The sequence below is a fragment of the Methylobacterium oryzisoli genome, assembly GCF_046557895.1.
Classification (GTDB): Bacteria; Pseudomonadota; Alphaproteobacteria; order Rhizobiales; family Beijerinckiaceae; genus Methylobacterium; species Methylobacterium oryzisoli.
The window spans coordinates 115,051-137,138 of sequence record NZ_JBKIBX010000010.1 but is presented as its reverse complement, the minus strand read 5'-3'; the positions used below and the strand labels follow the sequence as shown (position 1 = coordinate 137,138).

Below are 22,088 nucleotides of genomic sequence, written 5' to 3'. Positions count from 1 at the left end.
GAGGATGCCCCCGTGTCGAACCGCGTGGTTTTCGCCTGTTCCTGCGAGGGAACGATGCCCGTCGACGCGGAGGCGATCGCGCGCGGCTGCGGCGTGCGGCCGGAGACGGGCGATCAGCTCTGCGGGCGCGAGCTCGACCGGGTGCGCGCGGCCTTCGCGGCGGGCGGCCCCGTCACGGTCTCCTGCACCCTGAAGGCGCCGCTCTTCGACGAGGTGGCGGAGGAGGTGGGCGCGCAGGAGCACGTGGCCTACGCCAACATCCGCGAGGCCGCCGGCTGGTCGCGGGAGGCCGCGCAGGCCGGGCCGAAGATGGCGGCCCTGCTCGCCGCCGCGGCCGAGCCGCTGCCACCGGTGCCGGTCGTCACCCTGGAGAGCCAGGGCGTGGTGCTGGTCTACGGCCGGGACGAGACCGCCATCGCGGTCGGCCGGCAGCTCGCCGACCACCTCGACGTGACGGTTCTGCTCACGCGGCCGGGCGAGGTCGCGCCCCCGCGCCGGGACGAGTTTCCGGTGCTGCAGGGCACGGTGCGCAGTGCCACCGGGCATCTCGGCGCCTTCTCGCTCGCCATCGACGACTACGCGCTGCCCGCCCCCTCCTCGCGCGGGAGGCTGGTGTTCGGGCCGGCGCGCAGCGGGGCAACCTCCACCTGCGACCTTGTGGTGGACGTGACCGGCAACCCGCCGCTGTTTCCGGCGCACGACCTGCGCAGCGGCTACCTGCGGGCCGATCCGCGCGATCCGGCGGCAGTGGCGCGCGCGGTGTTCGAGGCCTCCCACCTCGTCGGCACCTTCGACAAGACCCGCTACATCGACTTCCAGACCGGGCTCTGCGCCCATTCGCGCTCGCGCATCACCGGCTGCACCCGCTGCCTCGACGTCTGCCCCACCGGCGCGATCGCGCCTGCGGGCGACACGGTGGCGGTGGACCCCTTCGTGTGCGCGGGCTGCGGCACCTGTGCGTCGGTCTGCCCGACCGGGGCCGCCGCCTACACGCTGCCGGCCGCCGACGCGCTGATGCGCCGGCTGCGCACCTTGCTGCGGGCCTACCGCGCCGCCGGCGGGACCGAGGCGGTGGTGCTGCTGCACGACGGCGAGCACGGCGCCGACCTGATCGAGGCGCTCGCCCGCTCAGGCGACGGCCTGCCGGCCCGGGTGCTGCCGCTCGCCGTCAACGAGGTGACGCAGGTCGGCCTCGAGACGATCACCGGCGCCTTCGCGTTCGGGGCCGTGGCGGTGCGGCTGCTGGCGCGGGGCAAGCCGAAGCACGACCTCGCGCCGCTCCACCGGACTATCGCCCGGGCCGAGGCGATCGTGCAGGGCCTCGGCTACGGGCCGGCGGACGGGCGCCCGGTCGTCACGGTGACCGAGACCGACGATCCCGACGCGCTCGGCCGCGACCTGGAAGACGCTGCGCGCGGCACCGCCACCGCGACCCCGGCCGGCCTCGTGCCGGAGGGAGATGCCCGCAGCGTCCTGCGCACCACCCTGCGGGAGCTGCACCATGCCGCGCCGCGGCCCGTGGACCGCATCGCCCTCGATCCCGGCGCGCCCTTCGGCGGGCTCGAGTTCAACACCGAGGCCTGCACCCTCTGCCACGCCTGCGTCGGCGCCTGCCCGACCGGCGCGCTCGCGGACGACCCCGACCGGCCGCGCCTGACCTTCGCCGAGAGCCTGTGCGTGCAGTGCGGCCTGTGCGCCCGCACCTGCCCGGAGGACGTGATCACGCTCGCGCCCCGCCTCGACTTCGCGGCCTGGAGCGCGCCGCGCGTCACCCTCAAGGAGGAGGAGCCGTTCGAGTGCGTGACCTGCGGCAAGCCCTTCGGCACCCGCAGCACCATCGAGCGCATCATCGGGCGCCTGCAGGACAAGCACTGGATGTTCGCGGGCACCGCCGGCCGGTCGCGCATCCGCGCGCTGATGATGTGCGACACCTGCCGGGTCTCGCACGTCGTGACCGAGGGCTTCGACCCGCATACCGCGCCGGGGCCGAAGACCACCGAGGACTACCTGCGCGAGCGGGGGTGAGCCCTCCGGCGCGGTTGCGATCGGAGCGCTTGCCGACGTGCGGGGATCCCCGCTCGTGCGGGTATCTCCTCTCCCCGCACGCGCAGGCCTGTCCGGGGAAAATTCCTCGACAAGGATGGCGCGGGGAACCCTTCTCCCGTGCGGGAGAAGGGCAGGGATGAGGGTCCCAGGAGGGTGCCGCAGTGAAACTGAAACGGTGGTGAGGGGAGCGGAACGGGTCAGGACCAGCAAACAGCCTCAGTGCTGGCAGCGGGCAGCGTCCCGCCTTCTTGCGGCACCCTCCCGGGACCCTCACCCCTGCCCCTCTCCCGCACGGGAGAGGGGTTCCTTGCGCCATCGATTTTCCCCGGACAGCCATGCCGCACGCGGGGAGAGGAGAATGCCCACGCTCTGAGGCATGAATCGGCTGATCCGCGACCATGAGATCGGCGCCTCCGCCCTCCGCTGCCGCCTCTTTGGACTGGCCGCTGCCGGTCCGCCGCGCGATGAAGGGGGCGCCCGGCCCGCACGGGGCGGCGCCACAGAGAGGATGCGGATGCCGACCCATCACGAGATCCCGGCCACGCCGGACACCATGGTGCTGGGCGCCTTCGATGCCCGCTTCCCGCCGGTCCTGACGGTGGAGTCGGGCGACACCGTCACCCTGCATTCCTTCCCGGCGGGGGGCGCGCGCTCTCTGCATCCGGACCCGGCCCGCAACCCGCCCGACTACCTCGCGGCGATCGAGGCGCTGTCGCCCGGCTATGGCCCGCACTTCGTCACCGGCCCCGTCCACGTGCGCGGCGCCCTGCCCGGCGACGTGCTGCAGGTCGACATCCTCGACCTCAAGCTGCGCCAGGACTGGGGCTTCGTCGCCATCATGCCGCTGCTGGGCACCCTGCCGGACGAGTTCACCGAGTACGAGATCATCCACCCCGACATCGACGCCGCGCGCGGGGTCGCCGTGCTGCCCTGGGGCACCGAACTGCCGCTCGACCCGTTCTTCGGCGTGCTCGCCACGGCGCCGCCGCCGGCCTGGGGCCGGGTGGCGTCCCCGGTGCCGCGCGCCTTCGGGGGCAACATGGACAACAAGGAACTGAAGGTCGGCGCCACCCTCTACCTGCCGGTCTTCAACGAGGGAGCGGGCTTTTACGCGGGCGACGGGCACGGCGTGCAGGGCGACGGCGAGGTCTGCGTGACGGCGCTGGAGACCGGACTCACCGGCACCTTCCGGCTCACCGTGCGCAAGGATCTCGGCCTCACGTGGCCCTTCGCCGAGACCCCCACCGACCTGATGGCGATCGGTCTGCACGAGAGCCTGGACGAGGCGATGCGCCAGGCCGTGCGCGAGATGGTGCGCCACGTCTGCGACCGCACCGGCCTCTCGCGCAACCAAGCCTACATGCTGTGCTCGCTCGCCGGGAACCTGCGCATCACCCAGACGGTGGACGGCAACAAGGGCGTGCACATGCTGATGCCCAAATCCGCCCTGCCTCCCATGCGAGCGTGAGCCTCCGCCCGGCGGCCTCCTCCGGTATCCTGCCCGGCCCCGAACCGGGAGGAGACCATGATCGATCCCCTCATCGCCCTCGGCGTCCTCACGGCCACTGCCGTGACGGACGCCGCCTACGTGTTCTTCAACGCCGCCGTGGTGGCGCGACGGCGCATCCCGGCCGCGAACTGGAGCGCGATCTGGTACCTGCTCTCCGCCTTCGCGGTGATCAAGTACACGGAGAACGTCGTCTACGTCGCCTTCGCGGCGCTCGGCTCCTGGCTCGGCGCCTACGCCTCGGTGACGTGGCTGGTGCGCCCCGGCCGTCCGGACCCGCACCCACCGGCCTGACCGGCTATCGGTCCGCGATCCTCGTCACCGGCGGCCCGAACAGCACCGTGTGCATCAGGCGGCCGGGCAGCAGCGTGAACAGGCCGGTGATCACCAGGCCGCCCGCGAACAGCCCGATCATCGCCCAGCGGTGGGCCGCGACGCGGCGCATCCGCGCGTAGCGGACCGCGCGCCAGAGCAGCACCAGCGTGGCCACGGACAGGACGTGGATCCAGCTGAACGGGCCGACCTGCCGCAGGCCGGAGATCCAGAAGGAGCTGAGCGCCACCACCGCCATCAGCCCTACCCAGAGCCGCCCGACCAGCCGGTGCCGGGGCGTGCCGCGCCGGATGGCGAACTGCGCGAACCCGAGGACAAGCGCCCCGACCGCCGCCGCGACGTGGAGCTGGATCACCGGCGGGGCGGCGAGGAGCGGGGCGAGGGTCATGACGGCGCCTCGGACGTGGCGTATGTTGGCAGACGCAACATAGGAGGAATGTGGGCATTGTCAACATCGGGCGGCGCCAAGGCGGCCTATCACCATGGCGACCTGCGCCGGAGCCTGCTCGCGGCCGCGCGGGCGCTGCTGGACCGGGGCGGGCCGGATGCCGTGACCCTGCGGGAGGCGGCGCGCGCCGCGGGCGTGTCGCACAACGCGCCCTACCGCCACTTCCCGAGCCGGGACGCGCTGCTCGCCGCCGTGGCGACGGAAGGATTTTTGGCGCTGCGCGCGCGGCTCGCGGCGGCGCGCGAGGCTGCACCCCCGGCCGGCCGGCTCGTCGCGATCGGCCGGGCCTATCTCGGCTTCGCCGCGCAAGAGCGGGCGGCCTTCCGGCTGATGTTCGGCGGCGCCCTCGATCTGGCCGCGCATGCGGAGCTGCGCGAGGCCGCCGAGGCCGCCTTCACGGTGCTGCGCGACACCGTGGCGGAGGGGGCCGACGCGGCCTCGGTGGAGGGCGCGACGGTGCGCGCCTGGGGGCTGGTGCACGGCCTCGCCACGCTGGTGGCGGACCGGCAGATCACCCCGGAGGCCGCCGAGGCCGGGCTGGCCTGACCACTGCCAGAAGGTCGCATCTCGACAGGCGCCGGGCGCTGCCTAGATCGTCGGCATGCTGCCGCGCCTCCTCCTCGTCCCGTCGCTCCTCGGCCTCGCCTGCGCCTTCGAGGCGCGCGCGCAGGCGCCCGTCCGCAACGCCCTGAAAGGGACCTGCGAAAAACTGATCCTCGGCGGGCGCGACAGCAGCGCGACCTGCACGGACGAACTCGTGAACACCGTACAGGGCCGGCGCACCTCGTTCGACTTCAGCGCCAGCGACGGGACGGTGGTGAGCTTCAGCGGCACCGGCGCCCCGCAGGGTCCGCAGGAGGAATTCGGCGTCGAGGCCTCGCAGCCCGTGAGCGTGCTGATCCTCACCGCGAAGTCGCCGCAGGGCGACGTGATCCGCGACACGCTCTCGACGGTCGGCACCTGCCGCTTCCCGCCCACCGGTCCCGGCACGTCGACGGTGACCTGCACCGCCGACACCCAGCGCGGGCGCTTCGAGGCGACCTTCACCACGCAGGCGGACGCCCCGAAGCCCTGACGGCGCGCCTCAGGCGAGGTCGAACCGCAATTCCCCGAGTTTCTCCAGCCGGCTGACCACCTTGTCGCCGGGCTTCAGCCACACGCGCTTGTCCTGCGGCAGCCCCAGGATCACGCCCTGCGGCGTGCCGGTGAAGAAGATGTCGCCGGGCTTCAGCGTCATCACCTTCGAGGCGAAGCTGATCAGCTGCTTGCAGTTGAAGATCATGTCGTTGGTGTTCCAGTCCTGGCGCACCTCGCCGTTGACGACGGTCTCGATCCGCAGGTTGTTGGGATCGCCCACGAGGTCGCTGGTGACGAGGTAGGGCCCGAGCGGCGCGAAGCCGTCGCAGGTCTTGCCGATCATGAACTGCGAGGTGAGCCTCTGCAGGTCGCGGGCGCTGAAGTCGTTGCCGGTGGCATAGCCGGCCACGTAGTTCAGGGCCTCCGCCTCCGGCACGTCGCGGCACTCGCGGCCGATCACGATCACCAGCTCGGTCTCGTAGTCGAACTGCTTGGCGGCCTTCACCGGCAGCTTGATGGTGCCGCCGTGATGGTTGAGTGAGTTGTTGTACTTGTTGAACAGCGGCGGGTCCTTCGGCACCGGGGTCCCGGTCTCGGCCGCGTGCGTCCGGTAGTTGAAGCCCATCATGATGATCTTTTCGGGCCGGGTGACTAGCGGCGCGAAGGAGACCGTCTCCTCCTTGGCGTAGAGGGCGGACGTGCCGCGCTCGCGCGCCGCCGCCACGAGCCGGGTCAGCGTCTCGCCGCGGCCGTTCTGCAGCAGGTCGTCCACGTCGCGCGGCGCCGGCAGGCCGAGCGCCTCGCCGGCCGCCACCGCATCGAGGATGCCGCGGTCGGTCTTCACCCCGAGCCGCGGCCCGTCCGACCCGCGCAGGTTGAGGAGCGTGAGGCCGCGCGGCATGGCGAAGGCTTCGGGGGCCGCAGCGGCGGCGGGGCCGGCCGTGCCGGTGGCGGCGGCGGCGAGGCCGGCGGCGGTGCCGGCGAGCATCTGGCGTCGGTTGGTGGGCATGGCGTCCTCCCGGTGCGGTCGAGGTCTCGTGGCCTCGGTCCGGAAAGCCTATCACGCCATTCCGTGCCGGCGAGTCGGGCCGGCGCATAGGTTTCGCGCGCGCCGGGCGGACTGGTGCACGGCTATTCCACTTCGGCCGATGCCTTGTATCAGTCGAACCGGTCACCGGTTCGGCGTATGATGCTCAGGCGCCCGCCGCCCGCGCCACTGCGCGCTTGACCACCTGCTGCACCTCGCCGTTCGACAGGAAGAGGTCGTGGTTGATCAGGCCGCTGCCGTATTCCGAGGCATCGGCGACGCGCACGCCGAGCTCTTCCAGCCGCTCGCGATCGGCGGCACCGGCCCGCAGCACGCCGCCCGCGATGGTGCTCGACAGGCCGAGCGCCCGGTCGCGGGTGGAGGAGATCACGGTGATCTTCGCGGCCGCCGGCCCCAGCCGCTCGATGCCCTTCGCAAACAGGTCGATGTCGATGTCGGGCGCGGCCAGCACTACGGCGCCGATCCGCGCCATCGCCCCCTCGCCCGCATCCGCGCGCAGCATGCGCAGCGTCTCCAGGGTGAGGAGCGTGCCCATCGAATGGGCGACGATGTGGATGCGCCCGCCGCCCGCCGGGCCGGCCAGCGCCCGCAGCAGGTCCTCGAGCGCGTCGCGCGACCACAGCGCGCTCTCGCGGTCGTAGCCGTAATCGAAGGTCGAGCCGGCGGAGGGCCACGTGAACAGCCCCGAGACGCCGCGGAAGCGGATCCCGTCCGAGAGCTGCGCGGCGCTGAGTGCGGCCGTCTCGAAGGATTCGCGGTAGCCGTGGACGTAGAGCAGGACGTCGCGCCCGAGCGTCGCGTCCGCGAAGGCGGTGGCCGCGCCCGGGCCGCTCTCGACCCGCGGCGCCGCGACGAGGCGCCAGTCGCCCGTCACCACGGACGAGACCTTGCCGATCAGCGAGCGGTCGGGCGCCGACAGGCGCAGTTCGGCGAAGCTCAGGCCCCGGCCGCGTTCCTCGGTGAAGAACGGGGCGGCGCGCGGGTCCTTGGCGGGACGCCGGGTGGTGGCGACAAGGAGCAGCGGGCTGACGTCGAGGGCCGATTGTTTCTCAGGCGCCGTCAGCGCGCCGGTGACGAGCCCCTCGCCGAGGCAGCCGCCGGTGCCGAGCCCCGCCAGGGAGGCCGCGGCGAGCCGCAGGATTCCGCGCCGGGTCGGCTCGACGGGCAGGATCGGGGCGCGTGGCAAAGGTCTCGTCTCCGCGGGGCGTCGGCGCGTGATGACCCCTGATCTTGGCCGCGGCGGGGCAGCGTCCGCATCGGCCGCCCACCCGTTGCCCGGAAAGCACGGGCGGCGGGGCGTGGATTGCGCCCAATGGCCGGTGCGCCGCCCCTCGACGGCGGCGGGCCGACCCGGCAGAAAGGCCCGATGACGCGCGTGCCGGCCCCCGACCTCGACCAGCTCCTTCAGGGCAACCGGGCGGCCCTCGCCCGGGCGATCACGCTCGCCGAATCGAAGCGGCCGGACCACCGCGCCGCGGCGCGCGACCTCCTCGACCGCGCCCTGCCCCACACCGGCCAGGCGGTGCGGGTCGGCATCACGGGCGTGCCCGGCGTGGGCAAGTCGACGACCATCGATGCGCTCGGCGCCAACCTCACGGCGCAGGGCCACCGGGTGGCGGTGCTGGCGGTCGATCCGAGTTCGACCCGCACGGGCGGCTCGATCCTCGGCGACAAGACCCGGATGGCGCGGCTCGCCGTCGATCCGAACGCCTATATCCGCCCCTCGCCCTCCTCCGGCACGCTCGGCGGCGTCGCGGCCAAGACCCGCGAGACCATGCTGCTGTGCGAGGCCGCGGGCTTCGACGTGATCCTGGTCGAGACCGTGGGCGTCGGGCAGTCCGAGACGGCGGTGGCGGACCTCACGGACTTCTTTCTCGTGCTGATGCTGCCGGGGGCCGGCGACGAATTGCAGGGCATCAAGAAGGGCATCCTCGAACTCGCCGACATGATCGCGGTCAACAAGGCGGATGGCGAGGAAGGGTCGCGCCGCGCCAAGGCCGCGGCGGCCGAGTACCGGGCGGCGCTCCACATCCTCACGCCGGCGAGCGCCACCTGGACGCCCCCCGTGGTGACGGTCTCGGGGCTGGCCAACCAGGGCCTCGACGCGCTCTGGGCGGCGATCCTCGACCACCGCGCCAAGCTGACGGCGACGGGCGAACTGGCGAGCCGGCGCCGCGCGCAGGACGTGAAGTGGATGTGGGCCATGGTGCACGAGCGCCTGCACCAGCGCCTCGTCGGCACCGCCGCGGTGCGGGCCAGGACCGCGGAGGCCGAGCGAGCGGTGGCGGCGGGCGAGCGCTCGGCCGCGGCGGGCGCGGACCTGATCGCCGAGCTGATCGGGCTGTAGGGGCTGGACCGCTTCGGTCCGGTCGTCCTGCGTCAGGTCGTCCGGCCGGCGCCGAGGAGGCGGTAGATCTCGGCTTGCATGACGCAGCCGGCGGTGAGGCCGATGGCGGACAGGCTGCCCTCCAGCACCGCCGTGAGGAGCGGCCCGTCCACGCCGAAGAGCCGCGCCAGGCCGGCGAGCAGCAGCGGCCCGATCAGGGCGGCGCCGATCAGCGGCAGCATGACGGTGAGCGTCAGCAGGGCGAGCGACCAGAAGTGGCCGCGCGTCGCCGCGAAGGCGCCGGACAGGGACAGGCCGGGATCATCGATCGCGATGGCGGGGGCGACCGTGCACAGGCGCACGTGGAGGATGGTCAGCAGGAGGAAGGCCGCGACCGACGCGAGCGCGAGCGAGAGCGGCGACATCGAGGACGCCAGCCGGAGGTACAGCATGAACGGCAGCGCCCAGGCGATCGACCACGCCAGGGCCAGCGACAGTCTCTCGCGCTGCGCCAGGATCTCTCGCAGCGCCTCCGGCCGCCCGAGGAGGGCGAAGCGGGTGACGGCCAGCCCGAAGGGTGTGAGGAGGATCGCCTCGGCGGCGGGCACGAGCGCGAGCCGGCCCGACACTCCCCCGTCCGGGCCGCGCAGGGCCTGCTGGAGGAAGAACCAGGCGATCTCGACGGCGAGCGCGAAACCCAGGCCGAACGGCATCACCCGCGCGACGCGCAGGGTCGTGTGCCACGTGAGGGAGACGGTGGAGCGGATCCGCATCGCGCTGCCCATCTGGTCCCGCCCCGGCCGCCGCAGGGCGCCCGAACGGCAGCGCCCGCCCGGATCGCTCCGGGCGGCCGCCACTATGCCGTAGGGTCAGGTCCGGTCAATGCCGGACCGCAACCTTACTTCTTGTCGCCCTGACGGGCCTTGAGGGCCGCGCCCAGGATGTCGCCGAGCGAGGCGCCCGAATCGGCCGAGCCGTACTGGGCGATCGCCTCCTTCTCCTCGGCCATCTCCAGGGCCTTGATGGAGAGCTGCACGCGGCGCGCCTTGCGGTCGAACTGCGTGACGCGGGCATCCACCTTCTCGCCCGCCGCGAAGCGCTCGGGGCGCTGGTCGCCGCGGTCGCGGGCGATCTCGGCCCGGCGGATGAAGGTCGACAGGTCGGTGTCGACGATCTTCACCTCGATGCCGGAATCCTTGACCTCCAGCACCTCGCAGGTGACGACCTGACCCTTGCGGATCTCCCCCGCATCCGCGAAGGGGTCGCCGGCGAGCTGCTTGATGCCGAGCGAGATGCGCTCCTTCTCGACGTCGACGTCGAGAACCTGGGCGCGCACCACGTCGCCCTTCTTGAACTCGTCGATGACCTGCTCGCCCGGACGGTTCCAGTCGAGGTCCGAGAGGTGGACCATGCCGTCGACGTCGCCCTCGAGGCCGATGAACAGGCCGAACTCGGTCTTGTTCTTGACCTCGCCCTCGACCTCGGAGCCCACCGGGTGCTTCTCGGAGAAAGCCTCCCAGGGGTTCTGCAGGGTCTGCTTGAGGCCGAGCGAGATGCGGCGCTTGACCGGATCGACCTCCAGGATCTGCACCTCGACCTCCTGAGAGGTGGAGACGATCTTGCCCGGATGGACGTTCTTCTTGGTCCAGCTCATCTCCGAGACGTGGATCAGGCCCTCGATCCCCGGCTCCAGCTCCACGAAGGCGCCGTAGTCGGTGATGTTGGTCACGCGGCCCTTGAGCTTGGCGTTGACCGGGTAGCGGGCGGCGATGCCCTCCCACGGATCGGCCAGCAGCTGCTTGATGCCGAGCGAGATGCGGTGCGTCTCGTGGTTGATCTTGATGATCTTGACCTTGACGGTCTGACCGATGTTGACGACCTCGGACGGGTGGTTGACGCGGCGCCACGCCATGTCCGTGACGTGCAGCAGGCCGTCGATGCCGCCGAGGTCCACGAACGCACCATACTCGGTGATGTTCTTGACCACGCCGTCGATGACCTGACCCTCTTCGAGGTTGGCCACCAGCTCGGAGCGCTGCTCGGCGCGGCTCTCTTCGAGGACGGTGCGGCGCGACACCACGATGTTGCCGCGGCGGCGGTCCATCTTGAGGATCTGGAACGGCTGCGGCGTGCCCATCAGCGGGGTCACGTCGCGCACCGGGCGGATGTCCACCTGGGAGCGCGGCAGGAACGCCACGGCGCCGTCGAGGTCGACCGTGTAGCCGCCCTTGACCTGGTTGAAGATCGTGCCGGAGACGCGCTCGTTGTTCTCGAACGCCTTCTCGAGCTTGACCCAGCTCTCCTCGCGGCGGGCCTTGTCGCGCGAGATGACGGCCTCGCCCAGCGCGTTCTCGATCCGGTCGACGTAGACCTCGACCTCGTCGCCGACGGCGATCGGCTGGTCACGGCCGGGGCCGGTGAATTCCTTGAGGGCGACGCGGCCTTCGGTCTTCGCGCCGATGTCGATGACGGCGACGTCCTTCTCGATCGCCACCACCCGGCCCTTGACCACGGAGCCTTCCGTGATCTCGTGCTCGCGGAAGGATTCTTCGAGGAGGGAGGCGAAGTCCTCGCGGCTCGACTCGTAGGCGCTCTGCAAACCTGCGGACATTGAAACTCCTTGATATCGCCCCCGCCTCTCGGGTCGGGGACGGCGCCGGCGGCTCGTGTGACGGGCCGCCCCCGCCCGCCGGTGGTTTTTCCGCCGCGTGGGCGAAAAGACCGCGCGCCCTCGAAGGGGCGTGCCGGCGCAAGATCGGCGAACGGGAACGTTCTTCCAAAAAACCCGGCGGCTTCCGCCGAACGCGAAAGAGGGGCTTTGGCCGCCCCTCTCGTTCGCCGTCGTGCAAGATGCCGTCGGATCGTGGCGCCTTATCTCAAAAGCGCCGTTCAAGCAAGGTTGTAGGGTCAGAGATCGTCGTCGTCCTCCTCCTCGCCCCGCCGCAGCGGCTTGAGGCGGGCGAAGACGGAATCCGCGTCGATCTTCTCGTCGCGGCCCGGGCGGCCGTGCCGGGCGTCGTGGTGCTCCTCGGGCTCGGGCAGCACCGAGAGTTCCGGCGGCATCAGGGTCGCGCCGCCATCCGCGGTCTCCACGGCCGGCCGGTCCTTGGCGGCGCGCTGCACCTCGAAGTCGAGGTCGATCTGCGTGCACAGGCCGAGCGTCACCGGGTCCATCGGCTGGAGCGAGGCCGAGTTCCAGTGCGTGCGCTCGCGGATCTGCTGGATCGTCGACTTGGTGGTGCCGACGAGGCGCATGATCTGCGCGTCCTTCAGCTCCGGGTGGTTGCGCAGGAGCCAGAGGATGGCGTTCGGCCGGTCCTGGCGGCGCGACAGGGGCGTGTAGCGCGGGCCCTTGGTGCGCTTCACCTCGGGCAGCTTCACCTTGGACACCGCCACCTTCATGCGGTGGCTGGGGTTCTTCTGGGCCTTCTCGATCTCCTCGCGGGTGAGCTGGCCGGTGGAGACCGGGTCGAGGCCCTTGATGCCGCTCGCCACCTCGCCGTCCGCGATGCCCTTCACCTCCAGCGGGTGGAGCTTGCAGAAATCCGCGATCTGATCGAAGGCCAGCGACGTGTTCTCGATGAGCCAGACGGCCGTCGCCTTGGGCATCAACGGTCCCTGGGACATGAATCACCTCCAGACGCGCCCAGGCCCTGCCGGGCGCCACCCCGTCGGCGCGACGCCGGCCGACGGACACGAATGACGACCCCTCCTTCGCGCGGCAGGAACCACCGGGCGGCGCCGCGGCGGCACCGCCGACATCCCGGATCGACCCGGAACGTCCCGTCTCACGCTGTGAGGGAGAGGCCCAATATAGGCGCGTCGCGGCCCCGCGCAAACCGGATTTCGCCTGAGCCTGATCTGCTCACCGCGGAAAAGCCGGGCCGGCGCGGCCGGGGCCGCGCCCGTGCGGCCTCAGACGAACAGGCTCGACACGCTCGATTCGTCCGCGGTGCGGCCGATGGCTTCGCCCAGCAGCGGGGCGATGGTGGCCACGCGAATGTTGCGGGCGAGCTTCACGGCGGCGGTGGGCTGGATGGAATCGGTGATCACCAGTTCCTTCAGCTTCGAGGAGGCGATGCGCGACACCGCCCCGCCCGAGAGCACCCCGTGGGTGATGTAGGCGTAGACGTCCTTGGCGCCCTGCGCGAGCAGCGCTTCCGCGGCGTTCACCAGCGTGCCGCCGGAATCGACGATGTCGTCCACGAGGATGCAGGAGCGGCCCTCGACCTCGCCGATGATGTTCATCACCTCCGACTCGCCCGGGCGCTCGCGGCGCTTGTCCACGATGGCGAGGGGCGCATCGATGCGCTTGGCGAGCGCGCGGGCGCGCACCACGCCGCCCACGTCCGGCGACACCACCATGCGGTCGGAGGGATCGAGCCGCTCCTTGATGTCGCGCACCATCACGGGGGCGGCGAAGAGGTTGTCGGTGGGGATGTCGAAGAAGCCCTGGATCTGGCCGGCATGCAGGTCGAGGGTCATGACGCGGTCGGCGCCCGCCTCGGTGATCAGGTTGGCGACGAGCTTGGCCGAGATCGGGGTGCGGCCCGAGGTGCGCCGGTCCTGGCGGGCATAGCCGAAATACGGGATCACCGCGGTGATGCGCCGCGCCGAGGAGCGGCGCGCGGCGTCGATCATGATGAGCAGTTCCATCAGGTGATCGTTGGCCGGGAACGAGGTCGACTGGACGATGAACACGTCCTCGCCGCGCACGTTCTCCTGCAACTCGACGAAGATCTCCATGTCGGCGAAGCGCCGGACGGAGCAGAGGGCGAGCGGACGCTCGAGGTAGGCCGCGATCGCCTCCGCCAGGGGACGGCTCGCGTTGCCGGCGACGATCTTGATCGAGGATTTCATCGTCATTCCATGGGTCCGCCCGCCGAGAGGTGCCCGGCCCGGCGCGACGCGCCCGGCTCTTATCAGCGCTGCCGAGGCGTCACAACGTCTTCATCGCGCCCGCGCCCGGGCCTGCGCTCACGGCTGCAGCAGCCTGTGCAGATGAACGATGAAGTAGCGGGTGAGCGCGCTGTCCACCGTCTGCTGCGCCTTGGCCTTCCAGGCCACGGCGGCGCTGGCGTAGTCGGGGAAGATGCCGACGACGTCGAGCTTCGACAGGTCGCGGAAGGTGATGCCGTCGAGGCTCTGGAGTTCGCCGCCGAAGACGAGGTGGAGGAGCTGGGTCGGTTCCGCGGCCTTCGGCCCGGCATCCTGCGTGCTCATGCGTGTCGTCTCCCGTCTGCCCGGGCGGCGCGGTGCCGCCCGCGGGCGACGGGGTTGCAAGCGGCGGGCCGTCCGTCAAGCCATGCAGGCCGCCTGCGGCGCCGCGGCCCGGGACACGTCGAACCCGCCTCGCCCGGTGCATCGGCACGTCAGGTGCGGGAGGGATTCGCCGCGGACGGCAGCCCGAGGCTGCGGGCGCCATGGCGCGAGATCACCACCCGCATGCTGCTCCTGCACACGGCGGGCCTCGGCGACGACATCGCCAACGCCGATGACGCCCGGCTCGCCCGCGAGCGCGGCCAGCCGACCGTCACCAGCGGCACCCGGGCCTCCCTGATGGCGCCGCTCCTGTTCGATCCGGCCTCGATCGAGGGCTATCTCGCCTTCGAGACCACGGTGTACCGCAGCCTGTGAGCCCGGCACGGCTCAGGCCGCGCGGTGCGGCTCAGGCTGCGGCGCGGCCCGGGCGAGCGGAGCCGTGCCGTGCGCGCCCCGCGCGGGGCCTCAGCCGCCGAGCTGCGCCCGCGCCTCGCCGAGCGCCTTCCGGCAGCCGGCCTCGTCGCCCTTCTTGGCCGCCTCGCGGGCCTGATTGAGGCTTGCTCGCGCCTGCATCACGCCCGTGCCGGTTCCGGCCTCCGCGGCGGCCTTGGCCTCGGACGATCCCGGCTCCGGGCCTTTCGGCAGGGCGGACGGTGCGGTGTTCTGGGCCTGGGCCTGTTCGCCCTGCGCCTCGCGCCGGCTCGACACCTCCTTGCTGGCCGTGGAGGTGGAGATCACGTCCCGCGTCTGCTCGCTGAGGCGCGGTTCGAAGGCGGCGATCTCCTGCTCGCAGGAGGCGGCGGCCGGGAGCGCCGCGAGCGTCCCGATGAGGCCGGCGGCGAGGGAAAGACGAAGAATCATCGGGGAGACCTCGTGTGGCGGGCGGACGTCCGCTCAACCCGGGGGCGGCGGAGCAGTTCCGGCCGTGCGGCGCGGGGGGCGCCGCACGGCGGCTGCGCTGCTCAGTCGGTCACGGTGGGCACGAACATCTGGCGGGCGTACCACGGCAGCGCGGCGATGCTCACGATCTCCGGCGTGCCGGAAAAGATCTTGCCCAGCACGCCGCCCGACGCCTCGAAGCTCACGCTCTTCGCCCGGTCGATGGAACTGCCGGGACTGCGGATCACGAAGGTGCCCTGGTCGACGCGGTAGTTGCGGCGCACCTTCGGGTCGGCGGCCGAGACGTTGCGCGAGTCGAACTGGCTGCGGTTCGGCTGGCCGGCCTCGTAGGCGATCCGCAGGTTGAGGCGCTCGCCGCCCTCGCCCGTCACCGTCCAGCTCTCCTCGACGGTCTTGGCGGCGTTCTGCCCCTGGACGCTGCGCGCGAGCGCGACCTGGGCGGGCTTGCCGGTGCGGTAGTAGCCGGGCACGGCCTGCGCGCCGCCGTAGACGACGACGATGCCGAAAGCGTTCTCCTGCCCGCTCTTGGCCGGCACGGAGAGCACCGCGAAGGTCTCGGGCGCCCCGGTCGGCTTGCCGTCCGCCCCGAGCCCGAGCAGGGTCTCGGAAAATACCGCCGAGAGGTTGGCGCCCTTGGCCGGACCCTGCGCGATGGGGCTGACCGTCCATCCGGCCGGGAGCAGGGACTGGGCGACCTCGTCCGGGATCTTGAAGGTGACGACGGTGCGGATCTCCTGACTGAAGCCGGCGGGCGTGCCGAGCGGGTCCGGCGGCGGAGTCTGCGCCGCGGCCGGCGCCAGGACCGCTTGAGGCGCCAGGCAGGCGAGAGCGAGGACAGAGGCGGCGATCAGTCTGCGCATGAATTCCTCCACACCGGATGCCCCGATTCCGGTCGGCCGGGACCCGCTGCCCCTGCGTGCGGTTGGGCTCCCTCCGAACGTTGAGAGGCATCCCCGGGCGTATCCCGGCGCGCGGGCGCGCGTCAGACTCCGATCAGCCCGGTAAGACTGTTCTGACTGAGTTCAGGACCAATCAAGATACCCCTCGGGACTAATCAGACGCACAGTTTCGGCAAGAAGAAAGCCGCCCTGCACTGGCAGGGCGGCTTCCCGAAGCCGAGACGTTCGGCCGTGGCGTCCGTCAGGCGCTGAGCTTGTCGCGCAGCGGCAATTGCCGGATGCGCCGTCCGGTGGCGGCGAAGACCGCGTTCACGATCGCGGGCGCCACCGGCGGCACGCCGGGCTCGCCGACGCCGCCGAGCGGCTTGGCGTAGTCCTGGCCGGGCAGCAGGTGGACGTTGATCGTCTTCGGCGCGGCGTCGATGCGGGTCAGCTCGTAGGTGTCGAGGTTGTCCTGCACGGTGCGGCCGTTCTTGAAGCTGATCTCGGCCGTGAGCGCGAGACCCATCCCCATCACCACCGCGCCTTCGAGCTGCGAGCGCACCCGCTCGGGGTTCACCTGCGGTCCGCAATCGACCGCGATGTCGACCCGGTGCACGGTGATCTCGCCCTTCGGTCCCACCTCGACCTCCGCGGCGGCGGCCGTGTAGGTCACGAAGCTGTAGTGGCCGGCGATGCCGAGGCCCCTGCCCTTCTCGACCTTGCGGCCCCAGCCGATGCCGCCCGCCGCCGCCTCGATCACCCGGCGCAGGCGCCCGGTGTCGATCGGGTAGCGCGCCGGATCCTCGCCGTAGTTCCAGGCGTCACCGATCTTCACCGGATCGATGATCCGGGCCGGCCCGATCAGGTCGAGCAGGTAGTCCTTCGGGTCGCGGCCCGCCGCATGCGCGAGTTCGGCCACGAAGGACTGGATCGCGAAGGCGTGCGGGATGTTCGACACCGACCGGAACCAGCCGATGCGCACGTGCGCGGGCGCGCTCGGGTTCTCCATTCGCAGGTTCGGGATCGCGAAGGGCGTGTTCACGAGGCCCATCCCGAGTTCGATCGGGATCTCGTGATCCGCCCCGGCCGCGAAGATCGAGCCGATCGTCGGCGCGACGCTGCGGTGCAGCCACGCCACCGGCATGCCCTTGGCGTCCAGCCCCGCCTCCAGCCGCTCCACCGAGACCGTGTGGTAGTAGCCGTGGTGGAGATCGTCCTCGCGGGTCCAGGTCAGCTTGACGGGCGCGCCGTCCATCGCCTTCGAGCAGAGCGCCGCCTCGACCACGTAGTCGGGCTTCGACTTGCGCCCGAAGCCGCCGCCGAGCAGCGTCACGTGGACCGTCACCGTGTCGGCGCCGACGCCCAGCCGCTTGGCGACGCGGTCGCGGGTCGCCTGCGGCGCCTGGGTCGCGGCCCAGACCTCCACCTTCCCGTCGCGGATCCGCACCGTCGCGGCCGGCGGCTCCATCGGGGCCTGGACGAGGTGCGGGATGTAGTATTCCGCCTCGACGCGCTTGGCCGCGCCCTTCATGGCCGCGTCGACATCGCCCTCCTGGCGCACCACCTTGCCGGGCTTGCGCGCGGCCTCCTCCAGCTGCGCCCGGTAGGCGTCGGAATCGTAGGAGGCGTTGGGGCCGTCGTCCCAGGTGATCTTGAGCGCCTCGCGGCCCTTGATCGCCGCCCAGGTATTTTTGGCGATCACCGCGACGCCGCCGAGCGGCTGGTACTCCACCGGCGGGGCCGGCGGGTCGATCGGCACCACCTTGACCACGCCCGGGACCTTCAGGGTCTCGGCCGCATCGAAGGACTTCACCGTGCCGCCGAACACCGGCGGGTGGGCGACCACCGCGTACAGCATGCCGTCGAGGCGGGTGTCGAGCCCGTAGATTGCCCGGCCCGTGGTGATGTCGTGGTTGTCGACGAGGCCGACCTGGCCCTTGCCGATGTACCGGAAGGCCGAGGCGTCCTTGAGCCGGACGGCGTCGCCCCGCGGCACCGGCATGCCGCTCGCGGCCTTGGCCATCTCGCCGTAGCCCGCCTGCCGGCCGGACTTGGCGTGGCGCAGCACGTGGTTCTCGGCCGTGACCTCGGCGGCGGGCACCCTCCATTCCTTGGCGGCGGCGGCGATCAGCATCGCGCGGGCCGCGGCGCCGGCGTGGCGCATCGGCATGAAGAAGTGGCGCAGCGAGCGCGAGCCGTCCGTGTCCTGGTTGCCGAAGCGCGCCTCGTCACCCTCGGCCTGGGCCACCTTCACCTTGGCCCAGTCGGCCTCCAGCTCGTCGGCGACCACGAGGGCGATCGAGGTGCGCACCCCCTGCCCCATCTCGGAGCGGTGGCAGGTGACCGTGACGGTGCCGTCCGGCGCGATGGCGACGAACAGGGTGGGATCGTCCCGCCAGCCGTTCGGCATGGCGTCGGCGCCGAACTTGGTCTCGGCCGCGCGGGCCGGCGGCGTGCGCAGGTTGAGCGCCAGCACCAGGGCGCCGGCGCCGCCGAGCAGGCCGCGGCGGCTGACGTTCGACAGGGCGGAGGCGGGCTCCGCGGCGGTGATGGGCGAGAAATGGTTCACAGGCGCTCTCCCTGGGCCTTCGGGGTCACGCCGGCCGCCTGCTTGATGGCGGCGCGGATGCGCGGATAGGTGCCGCAGCGGCAGAGATTGCCGCTCATGGCCGAGTCGATGTCGCCATCGGTGGGCTTGGGCGAGTCCTTCAGCAGGGAGGCCGCCTGCATGATCTGGCCGGTCTGGCAGTAGCCGCACTGCGCCACGTTGAGGTCGCGCCACGCGGCCTGGAGCGGGTGGTTGCCGTCCGGCGACAGGCCCTCGATCGTCACGACCGGCTGCCCGTCCGCCGCCGAGACCGGGGTCTGGCAGGAGCGCACGGCGCTGCCCCCGACATGGATGGTGCAGGCCCCGCAGGCCGCGATGCCGCAGCCGAACTTGGTGCCGACGAGCCCGAGTTCGTCGCGCAGATACCAGAGGAGCGGCATCTCCGGATCGCCGTCATAGCCCCGCTCCTGGCCGTTCACGTTGAGCTTGATCATCATCGCCCTCCGGCTCTGGGCCCGCGGCACGCCGCGCGGGCACGATCCCGGTCGCAGCGCAGCGGTCCCGATCAGACTGATTCCAGACTGGGCGTCGTTAGGCCGGGGGAGCCGGCCGCCGCAACCGCGCCAAGCGCGGTCCGGCCTTGCACCGACCGCAGGAACCTTGTCGTCGTGCAGACATCTGGCTCTCGGTCTGCGCGCGGAAAGGGGGTGTGATCGGGAGTGACAATCAGGACGTGCGATCGCGGCGCAGCAGGACCCGCAGCACCACGATTCCCGCCAGCGTGCCGAGGCCGGCGCCCAGGCTGCTCGCCGCGAAGTCGATGGCCTGCGCGGTCCGCCCCGGGATCCAGCGCTGGCCGATCTCCAGCACCCCCGCGAGCGCCACCAGGGCGACGAAGAGGTGCCAGGCGGACAGGCGCGGCAGCCCGAGCGCCAGGACCGCCGCCGTGCCCGCATAGGCCACGACGTGCTCGATCTGCCCGGCGAGGCTGGTGCGGACCTCCCACTCCTTGGGAATCCAAGAGAGCCAGATGACGGCGAGCAGGCAGGCGCCGCCGGCGGCGAGCGCGGCCTTGCGCAGCATCAGGACCGTTCGGGACATGCCTGCTCCAGCGGACGGGGATCCCCGGGTCCATCGGCCGGATCGCGGCGGATGTCCAGAGCGCGGCGGGATCACTCGATTTTGAACGGATTCGTTTGCGGGGCCTTGCGAGACGCCGTGCTCGGGTGGCGTTCCGGCCTCACGCCGCGGATGGACCTCGCCCGATGCAGATCCTCGAACTTCAGGACCGGCTGTGCGCCCTCGAAGCGCTCACGACGCAGCTCCTGCGCACGCTGCGGAAGGCGAAGCTCCTCGACGGCGAGCAGGTGGACCTGCTCCTCGACACCGTGGAGGAATTGATGACGGGCCGAGCCGGCGCCGCCTTCGCGGCCCAGCAGCTCGCCGAGGCGGCGAATACCGGGCCAGTGATCTGGGAGGAGCCGGCGGACGCCCACGTCCGCAGCGCCTTCCGGCACATGCTCTACGCGGACGGCGCCCGCCACGACGCCTGACCGGTTCCGGTCGAACCGGCTTCGGCCTCAGCCGAACAGATGCGTCAGGACGCTGCCGAGCACCGCCAGGAAGGTGAGTTTGGAGATGAAACCGATGTCCTCGATGCGCTCGCGCATGGCTGCCTCTGTTCGTGAACCTTGATGACCCTGTGGATGTCTGTGAGATAGACCGGGCGTGGCCGGGACGATGTGCGCCCCGGCACGAATAAAGACGGTGGACGCCTTTTGGTTCACTGGACGTGAACCATCGTGGTGAATGGTCGCGCTTCAGCGCGGCTGTGGCGAAAGCGCCTGCGCGGTCTTGGCGGCGCGCACGAGTTGCAGGAACTCCGACCGGTAGCCGTAAGGGTCCTCGCCGCGGGCCGACAGCGCGAGCCGCAGGACGTCGTCGAGGGTGAAGCGCCCGGTGTGGCGCCCGCCGCGCAGGATCTCTCCGAAGCCCGCCACCGCGGCGGCGAAGCGCGCCTCCTGCGGCGCATCCTCCAGGCGCGCGGCCGCGCGGGTGCGGTCCACCACCGTGTCGAGGAGCGCGCTCGTGTCGGAATCCGGCCGCTTGTAGCGGATCGCCACGTGGGCGATTTCCCTGGCGGCCTCCTGGGTAGCCTCCTGGGCGGCTTGGCCGGGCCGCTCGCCGTAGCGCAGGTCGCCGAGCAACCGCGGCCCGCCCGCCGGCACGATCTCGTAGAGCGCCGTGACGGTCTGGCCGGAGCCGACCTCGCCCGCGTCGACCGTGTCGTTGGCGAAGTCCTCCCGGTCGAGGAGCCGGGTCTCGTAGCCGATCAGGCGGTACTCGGCCACGGCGGCCGGGTTGAACTCGACCTGGATCTTCACGTCCTTGGCGATCGGGATCAGGGTCGCCGTCGCCTCCTCGACCAGCACCTTGCGGGCCTCGTTCGCGGTGTCGATGTGGGCGGCCGCCCCGTTGCCGTTCTGGGCCAGCGCCTGCATCAGCGCGTCGTTGAGGTTGCCCATGCCGAAGCCGAGGACGGACAGGAAGATGCCCTTCTGCCGCTCGCGCTCGACGAAGCCCTTCAGCTCCTCCTGATCGGTGATGCCGACGTTGAAGTCGCCGTCCGTGGCGAGCATCACCCGGTTGACGGCCTGCGGGTCGAAATTGGCCTGCGCCAGCGCGTAGGCCTGCCGGATCCCCTCCCCGCCCGCCGTGCTGCCGCCCGCCGTCAGGCCCTCGATGGCGGCGAGGATCCGGGCCCGCTCGCTCGCGGGGGTGGGTTCGAGCACGGTGCCGGCCTGCCCCGCATAGGCGACGATCGCGATCCGGTCGCGCGCGTCGAGCCGCGTGAGCAGCATCGCCAGCGCCTGCTTGACCAGGGGCAGCCGGTTCGGCGGGCTCATGGAACCCGAGGTGTCGACGAGGAAGACGAGGTTGGCCTTCGGCCGCTCCGCCGGCTGGACCGCGTAGCCCTTGATGCCGACGTGCAGGAGCTGGCGCCCCTCCGCCCAGGGGCTCGGAAACAGCGCGGTCGTCACCCGGAACGGCTCGGCGGCGCTCGCCGGCCCCTCGTACGCGTAGGGGAAGTAGTTGATCAGCTCCTCGGTGCGCACGGCGGCCTTGGGCGGCAGCACGTTGCGGGCGAGCGCGGCGCGCACGACGCCGTAGGAGGCGGTGTCGACGTCGATCGAGAAGGTCGAGACCGGCGCCGCGCGCACCGCCCGGAAGGCGTTTTCCGGGCCGTTCGCGAAGCGGTCGCGCCCGATCGGCTCCGGGGCTGGCGCCGGCTCGGGCCGGGCGGGCTGCGCGAGCCGGCTCTCGGCGACGCCGAGCGAGCGCGACCGGGCGGCATTCGTCCCGGCCGGCGGACGCGCCGGCGCCGGTGCAAATGCGAGCGGCGGCGGCGGGGCCGCGAGTTCTGACATCGGCTGGAGGCCGGACTCGAACCGTTCGCGCGCGGGCGCGGCTGGTGCGACGGGCGCGGCGGTGATGGCGGGCGTGACGGGCGCCTCCTCCGGCGCGGTCGCCGCCGGGGGAACCGGCGGCGGCGCATCGTGCGTGACCCCGACCGGTGCGGGCGGGCGGGCATCCCGCTCGGCCAGGATGGTCCAGGCGGCGGGCAGGGCGACGGCGGCGGTGAGGGCGGCGGCCAGAGCGGTGCGGGTGCGGGGCATGAGCGGCGTCCATCGTGAAGCGTGACGCTCCGTGG

Annotated in this window: 22 protein-coding genes; 8 read left to right on the top strand and 14 right to left on the bottom strand. The window is 72.0% G+C overall.

The genetic code is table 11. From position 1 onward, the window contains the following. The first annotated feature begins 54 nt into the window (after window positions 1-54). The 3 genes from ACKUB9_RS12420 (at window position 55) to ACKUB9_RS12410 (ending at window position 3,847) form a co-directional block, all read left to right on the top strand. Window positions 55-2,025 carry a 4Fe-4S binding protein gene (locus ACKUB9_RS12420; protein ID WP_407522323.1) on the top strand — a complete coding sequence of 657 codons (1,971 nt, stop codon included), beginning with the start codon at window positions 55-57 and terminating at the stop codon, window positions 2,023-2,025. Between the two features lie 535 nt (window positions 2,026-2,560). Further along, window positions 2,561-3,514, top strand: coding sequence for an acetamidase/formamidase family protein (locus ACKUB9_RS12415; protein ID WP_407522321.1), 954 nt, complete (start codon window positions 2,561-2,563; stop codon window positions 3,512-3,514). A 57-nt stretch (window positions 3,515-3,571) separates the two neighbouring features. Further along, on the top strand, window positions 3,572-3,847 hold the full coding sequence (locus ACKUB9_RS12410; RefSeq protein ID WP_238240552.1) for a hypothetical protein: 276 nt from the start codon (window positions 3,572-3,574) through the stop codon (window positions 3,845-3,847). A 4-nt stretch (window positions 3,848-3,851) separates the two neighbouring features. Here ACKUB9_RS12410 and ACKUB9_RS12405 read toward each other — a convergent pair whose 3' ends face one another. Beyond that, the gene (locus ACKUB9_RS12405) at window positions 3,852-4,274 is read right to left on the bottom strand and encodes a DUF2306 domain-containing protein (RefSeq protein ID WP_407522319.1); all 423 of its coding nucleotides are present in this window, start codon (window positions 4,272-4,274) and stop codon (window positions 3,852-3,854) included. 48 nt (window positions 4,275-4,322) lie between these two features. Here ACKUB9_RS12405 and ACKUB9_RS12400 point away from each other — a divergent pair, with 48 nt between their 5' ends. Both ACKUB9_RS12400 and ACKUB9_RS12395 read left to right on the top strand, forming a co-directional pair. Continuing rightward, on the top strand, window positions 4,323-4,880 hold the full coding sequence (locus ACKUB9_RS12400; RefSeq protein WP_410825818.1) for a TetR/AcrR family transcriptional regulator: 558 nt from the start codon (window positions 4,323-4,325) through the stop codon (window positions 4,878-4,880). Window positions 4,881-4,935: 55 nt separating this feature from the next. Continuing rightward, the gene (locus ACKUB9_RS12395; RefSeq protein ID WP_407522315.1) at window positions 4,936-5,409 is read left to right on the top strand and encodes a hypothetical protein; all 474 of its coding nucleotides are present in this window, start codon (window positions 4,936-4,938) and stop codon (window positions 5,407-5,409) included. Window positions 5,410-5,418: 9 nt separating this feature from the next. Here ACKUB9_RS12395 and ACKUB9_RS12390 read toward each other — a convergent pair whose 3' ends face one another. Further along, on the bottom strand, window positions 5,419-6,420 hold the full coding sequence (locus ACKUB9_RS12390; RefSeq protein WP_407522313.1) for a fumarylacetoacetate hydrolase family protein: 1,002 nt from the start codon (window positions 6,418-6,420) through the stop codon (window positions 5,419-5,421). A gap of 184 nt (window positions 6,421-6,604) precedes the next feature. Beyond that, a complete protein-coding gene (locus ACKUB9_RS12385) occupies window positions 6,605-7,630 on the bottom strand; it encodes an alpha/beta hydrolase (protein ID WP_407522443.1) in 1,026 nt (341 codons plus the stop codon). A gap of 195 nt (window positions 7,631-7,825) precedes the next feature. On the opposite strand from ACKUB9_RS12385, the gene meaB reads away from it, so the two are divergent. Further along, window positions 7,826-8,806, top strand: coding sequence for a methylmalonyl Co-A mutase-associated GTPase MeaB (gene meaB / locus ACKUB9_RS12380; protein ID WP_407522441.1), 981 nt, complete (start codon window positions 7,826-7,828; stop codon window positions 8,804-8,806). A 32-nt stretch (window positions 8,807-8,838) separates the two neighbouring features. Here the strand turns inward: meaB and ACKUB9_RS12375 are convergent, their stop codons facing one another. The 5 genes from ACKUB9_RS12375 to ACKUB9_RS12355 all read right to left on the bottom strand — a co-directional run bounded on the left by ACKUB9_RS12375 (window position 8,839) and on the right by ACKUB9_RS12355 (window position 14,008). Continuing rightward, on the bottom strand, window positions 8,839-9,570 hold the full coding sequence (locus ACKUB9_RS12375; protein WP_407522311.1) for a hypothetical protein: 732 nt from the start codon (window positions 9,568-9,570) through the stop codon (window positions 8,839-8,841). Between the two features lie 113 nt (window positions 9,571-9,683). Then, window positions 9,684-11,396 (bottom strand): 30S ribosomal protein S1, encoded by a 1,713-nt coding sequence (gene rpsA, locus ACKUB9_RS12370; RefSeq protein ID WP_407522309.1) that lies wholly within the window; start codon window positions 11,394-11,396, stop codon window positions 9,684-9,686. A gap of 296 nt (window positions 11,397-11,692) precedes the next feature. Beyond that, window positions 11,693-12,412 carry a DUF1013 domain-containing protein gene (locus tag ACKUB9_RS12365; protein WP_407522307.1) on the bottom strand — a complete coding sequence of 240 codons (720 nt, stop codon included), beginning with the start codon at window positions 12,410-12,412 and terminating at the stop codon, window positions 11,693-11,695. Between the two features lie 288 nt (window positions 12,413-12,700). Beyond that, window positions 12,701-13,645, bottom strand: a complete 945-nt coding sequence (locus tag ACKUB9_RS12360) for a ribose-phosphate pyrophosphokinase (RefSeq protein ID WP_407522439.1) — start codon at window positions 13,643-13,645, stop codon at window positions 12,701-12,703. Window positions 13,646-13,762: 117 nt separating this feature from the next. Then, on the bottom strand, window positions 13,763-14,008 hold the full coding sequence (locus ACKUB9_RS12355; protein WP_407522305.1) for a DUF4170 domain-containing protein: 246 nt from the start codon (window positions 14,006-14,008) through the stop codon (window positions 13,763-13,765). Window positions 14,009-14,161: 153 nt separating this feature from the next. On the opposite strand from ACKUB9_RS12355, the gene ACKUB9_RS12350 reads away from it, so the two are divergent. Then, on the top strand, window positions 14,162-14,422 hold the full coding sequence (locus tag ACKUB9_RS12350; protein ID WP_410823386.1) for a hypothetical protein: 261 nt from the start codon (window positions 14,162-14,164) through the stop codon (window positions 14,420-14,422). Window positions 14,423-14,512: 90 nt separating this feature from the next. Here the strand turns inward: ACKUB9_RS12350 and ACKUB9_RS12345 are convergent, their stop codons facing one another. From ACKUB9_RS12345 to ACKUB9_RS12325, 5 genes are all read right to left on the bottom strand, one after another. Beyond that, window positions 14,513-14,908: a hypothetical protein gene (locus ACKUB9_RS12345; RefSeq protein ID WP_407522301.1), complete on the bottom strand. Its 396-nt coding sequence runs from the start codon at window positions 14,906-14,908 to the stop codon at window positions 14,513-14,515. A gap of 101 nt (window positions 14,909-15,009) precedes the next feature. Continuing rightward, a complete protein-coding gene (locus ACKUB9_RS12340; protein WP_407522299.1) occupies window positions 15,010-15,807 on the bottom strand; it encodes a hypothetical protein in 798 nt (265 codons plus the stop codon). 280 nt (window positions 15,808-16,087) lie between these two features. Further along, window positions 16,088-18,397 carry a xanthine dehydrogenase family protein molybdopterin-binding subunit gene (locus ACKUB9_RS12335; protein WP_407522297.1) on the bottom strand — a complete coding sequence of 770 codons (2,310 nt, stop codon included), beginning with the start codon at window positions 18,395-18,397 and terminating at the stop codon, window positions 16,088-16,090. Further along, complete coding sequence (locus ACKUB9_RS12330; RefSeq protein ID WP_407522295.1) at window positions 18,394-18,870, bottom strand: (2Fe-2S)-binding protein; 477 nt, start codon at window positions 18,868-18,870, stop codon at window positions 18,394-18,396. Before ACKUB9_RS12330 ends, ACKUB9_RS12335 begins: the two co-directional genes overlap by 4 nt. Before the next feature lie 232 nt (window positions 18,871-19,102). Continuing rightward, entirely contained in the window at window positions 19,103-19,477 is a 375-nt protein-coding gene (locus ACKUB9_RS12325; RefSeq protein ID WP_407522293.1) for a VanZ family protein, read from the bottom strand. Window positions 19,478-19,641: 164 nt separating this feature from the next. Between ACKUB9_RS12325 and ACKUB9_RS12320 the strand changes: the two genes are divergently transcribed. Then, on the top strand, window positions 19,642-19,929 hold the full coding sequence (locus ACKUB9_RS12320; protein WP_407522291.1) for a hypothetical protein: 288 nt from the start codon (window positions 19,642-19,644) through the stop codon (window positions 19,927-19,929). A 267-nt stretch (window positions 19,930-20,196) separates the two neighbouring features. On the opposite strand, the gene ACKUB9_RS12315 is transcribed toward ACKUB9_RS12320, so the two are convergent. Continuing rightward, complete coding sequence (locus ACKUB9_RS12315; protein ID WP_410823422.1) at window positions 20,197-22,053, bottom strand: vWA domain-containing protein; 1,857 nt, start codon at window positions 22,051-22,053, stop codon at window positions 20,197-20,199. Window positions 22,054-22,088: the final 35 nt, after the last annotated feature.

Excerpts from the sequence above, each read along its gene's own strand:
- ACKUB9_RS12345 (WP_407522301.1), bottom strand. The coding sequence starts at position 14,908 with ATGATTCTTCGTCTTTCCCTCGCCGCCGGCCTCATCGGGACGCTCGCG.
- ACKUB9_RS12410 (WP_238240552.1), top strand. The coding sequence starts at position 3,572 with ATGATCGATCCCCTCATCGCCCTCGGCGTCCTCACGGCCACTGCCGTG.
- ACKUB9_RS12315 (WP_410823422.1), bottom strand. The coding sequence starts at position 22,053 with ATGCCCCGCACCCGCACCGCTCTGGCCGCCGCCCTCACCGCCGCCGTC.
- ACKUB9_RS12355 (WP_407522305.1), bottom strand. The coding sequence starts at position 14,008 with ATGAGCACGCAGGATGCCGGGCCGAAGGCCGCGGAACCGACCCAGCTC.
- ACKUB9_RS12325 (WP_407522293.1), bottom strand. The coding sequence starts at position 19,477 with ATGTCCCGAACGGTCCTGATGCTGCGCAAGGCCGCGCTCGCCGCCGGC.
- ACKUB9_RS12320 (WP_407522291.1), top strand. The coding sequence starts at position 19,642 with ATGCAGATCCTCGAACTTCAGGACCGGCTGTGCGCCCTCGAAGCGCTC.
- meaB (WP_407522441.1), top strand. The coding sequence starts at position 7,826 with ATGACGCGCGTGCCGGCCCCCGACCTCGACCAGCTCCTTCAGGGCAAC.
- ACKUB9_RS12330 (WP_407522295.1), bottom strand. The coding sequence starts at position 18,870 with ATGATCAAGCTCAACGTGAACGGCCAGGAGCGGGGCTATGACGGCGAT.
- ACKUB9_RS12420 (WP_407522323.1), top strand. The coding sequence starts at position 55 with ATGCCCGTCGACGCGGAGGCGATCGCGCGCGGCTGCGGCGTGCGGCCG.
- rpsA (WP_407522309.1), bottom strand. The coding sequence starts at position 11,396 with ATGTCCGCAGGTTTGCAGAGCGCCTACGAGTCGAGCCGCGAGGACTTC.
- ACKUB9_RS12390 (WP_407522313.1), bottom strand. The coding sequence starts at position 6,420 with ATGCCCACCAACCGACGCCAGATGCTCGCCGGCACCGCCGCCGGCCTC.
- ACKUB9_RS12375 (WP_407522311.1), bottom strand. The coding sequence starts at position 9,570 with ATGGGCAGCGCGATGCGGATCCGCTCCACCGTCTCCCTCACGTGGCAC.
- ACKUB9_RS12405 (WP_407522319.1), bottom strand. The coding sequence starts at position 4,274 with ATGACCCTCGCCCCGCTCCTCGCCGCCCCGCCGGTGATCCAGCTCCAC.
- ACKUB9_RS12360 (WP_407522439.1), bottom strand. The coding sequence starts at position 13,645 with ATGAAATCCTCGATCAAGATCGTCGCCGGCAACGCGAGCCGTCCCCTG.
- ACKUB9_RS12400 (WP_410825818.1), top strand. The coding sequence starts at position 4,323 with ATGTGGGCATTGTCAACATCGGGCGGCGCCAAGGCGGCCTATCACCAT.
- ACKUB9_RS12395 (WP_407522315.1), top strand. The coding sequence starts at position 4,936 with ATGCTGCCGCGCCTCCTCCTCGTCCCGTCGCTCCTCGGCCTCGCCTGC.
- ACKUB9_RS12365 (WP_407522307.1), bottom strand. The coding sequence starts at position 12,412 with ATGTCCCAGGGACCGTTGATGCCCAAGGCGACGGCCGTCTGGCTCATC.
- ACKUB9_RS12415 (WP_407522321.1), top strand. The coding sequence starts at position 2,561 with ATGCCGACCCATCACGAGATCCCGGCCACGCCGGACACCATGGTGCTG.
- ACKUB9_RS12340 (WP_407522299.1), bottom strand. The coding sequence starts at position 15,807 with ATGCGCAGACTGATCGCCGCCTCTGTCCTCGCTCTCGCCTGCCTGGCG.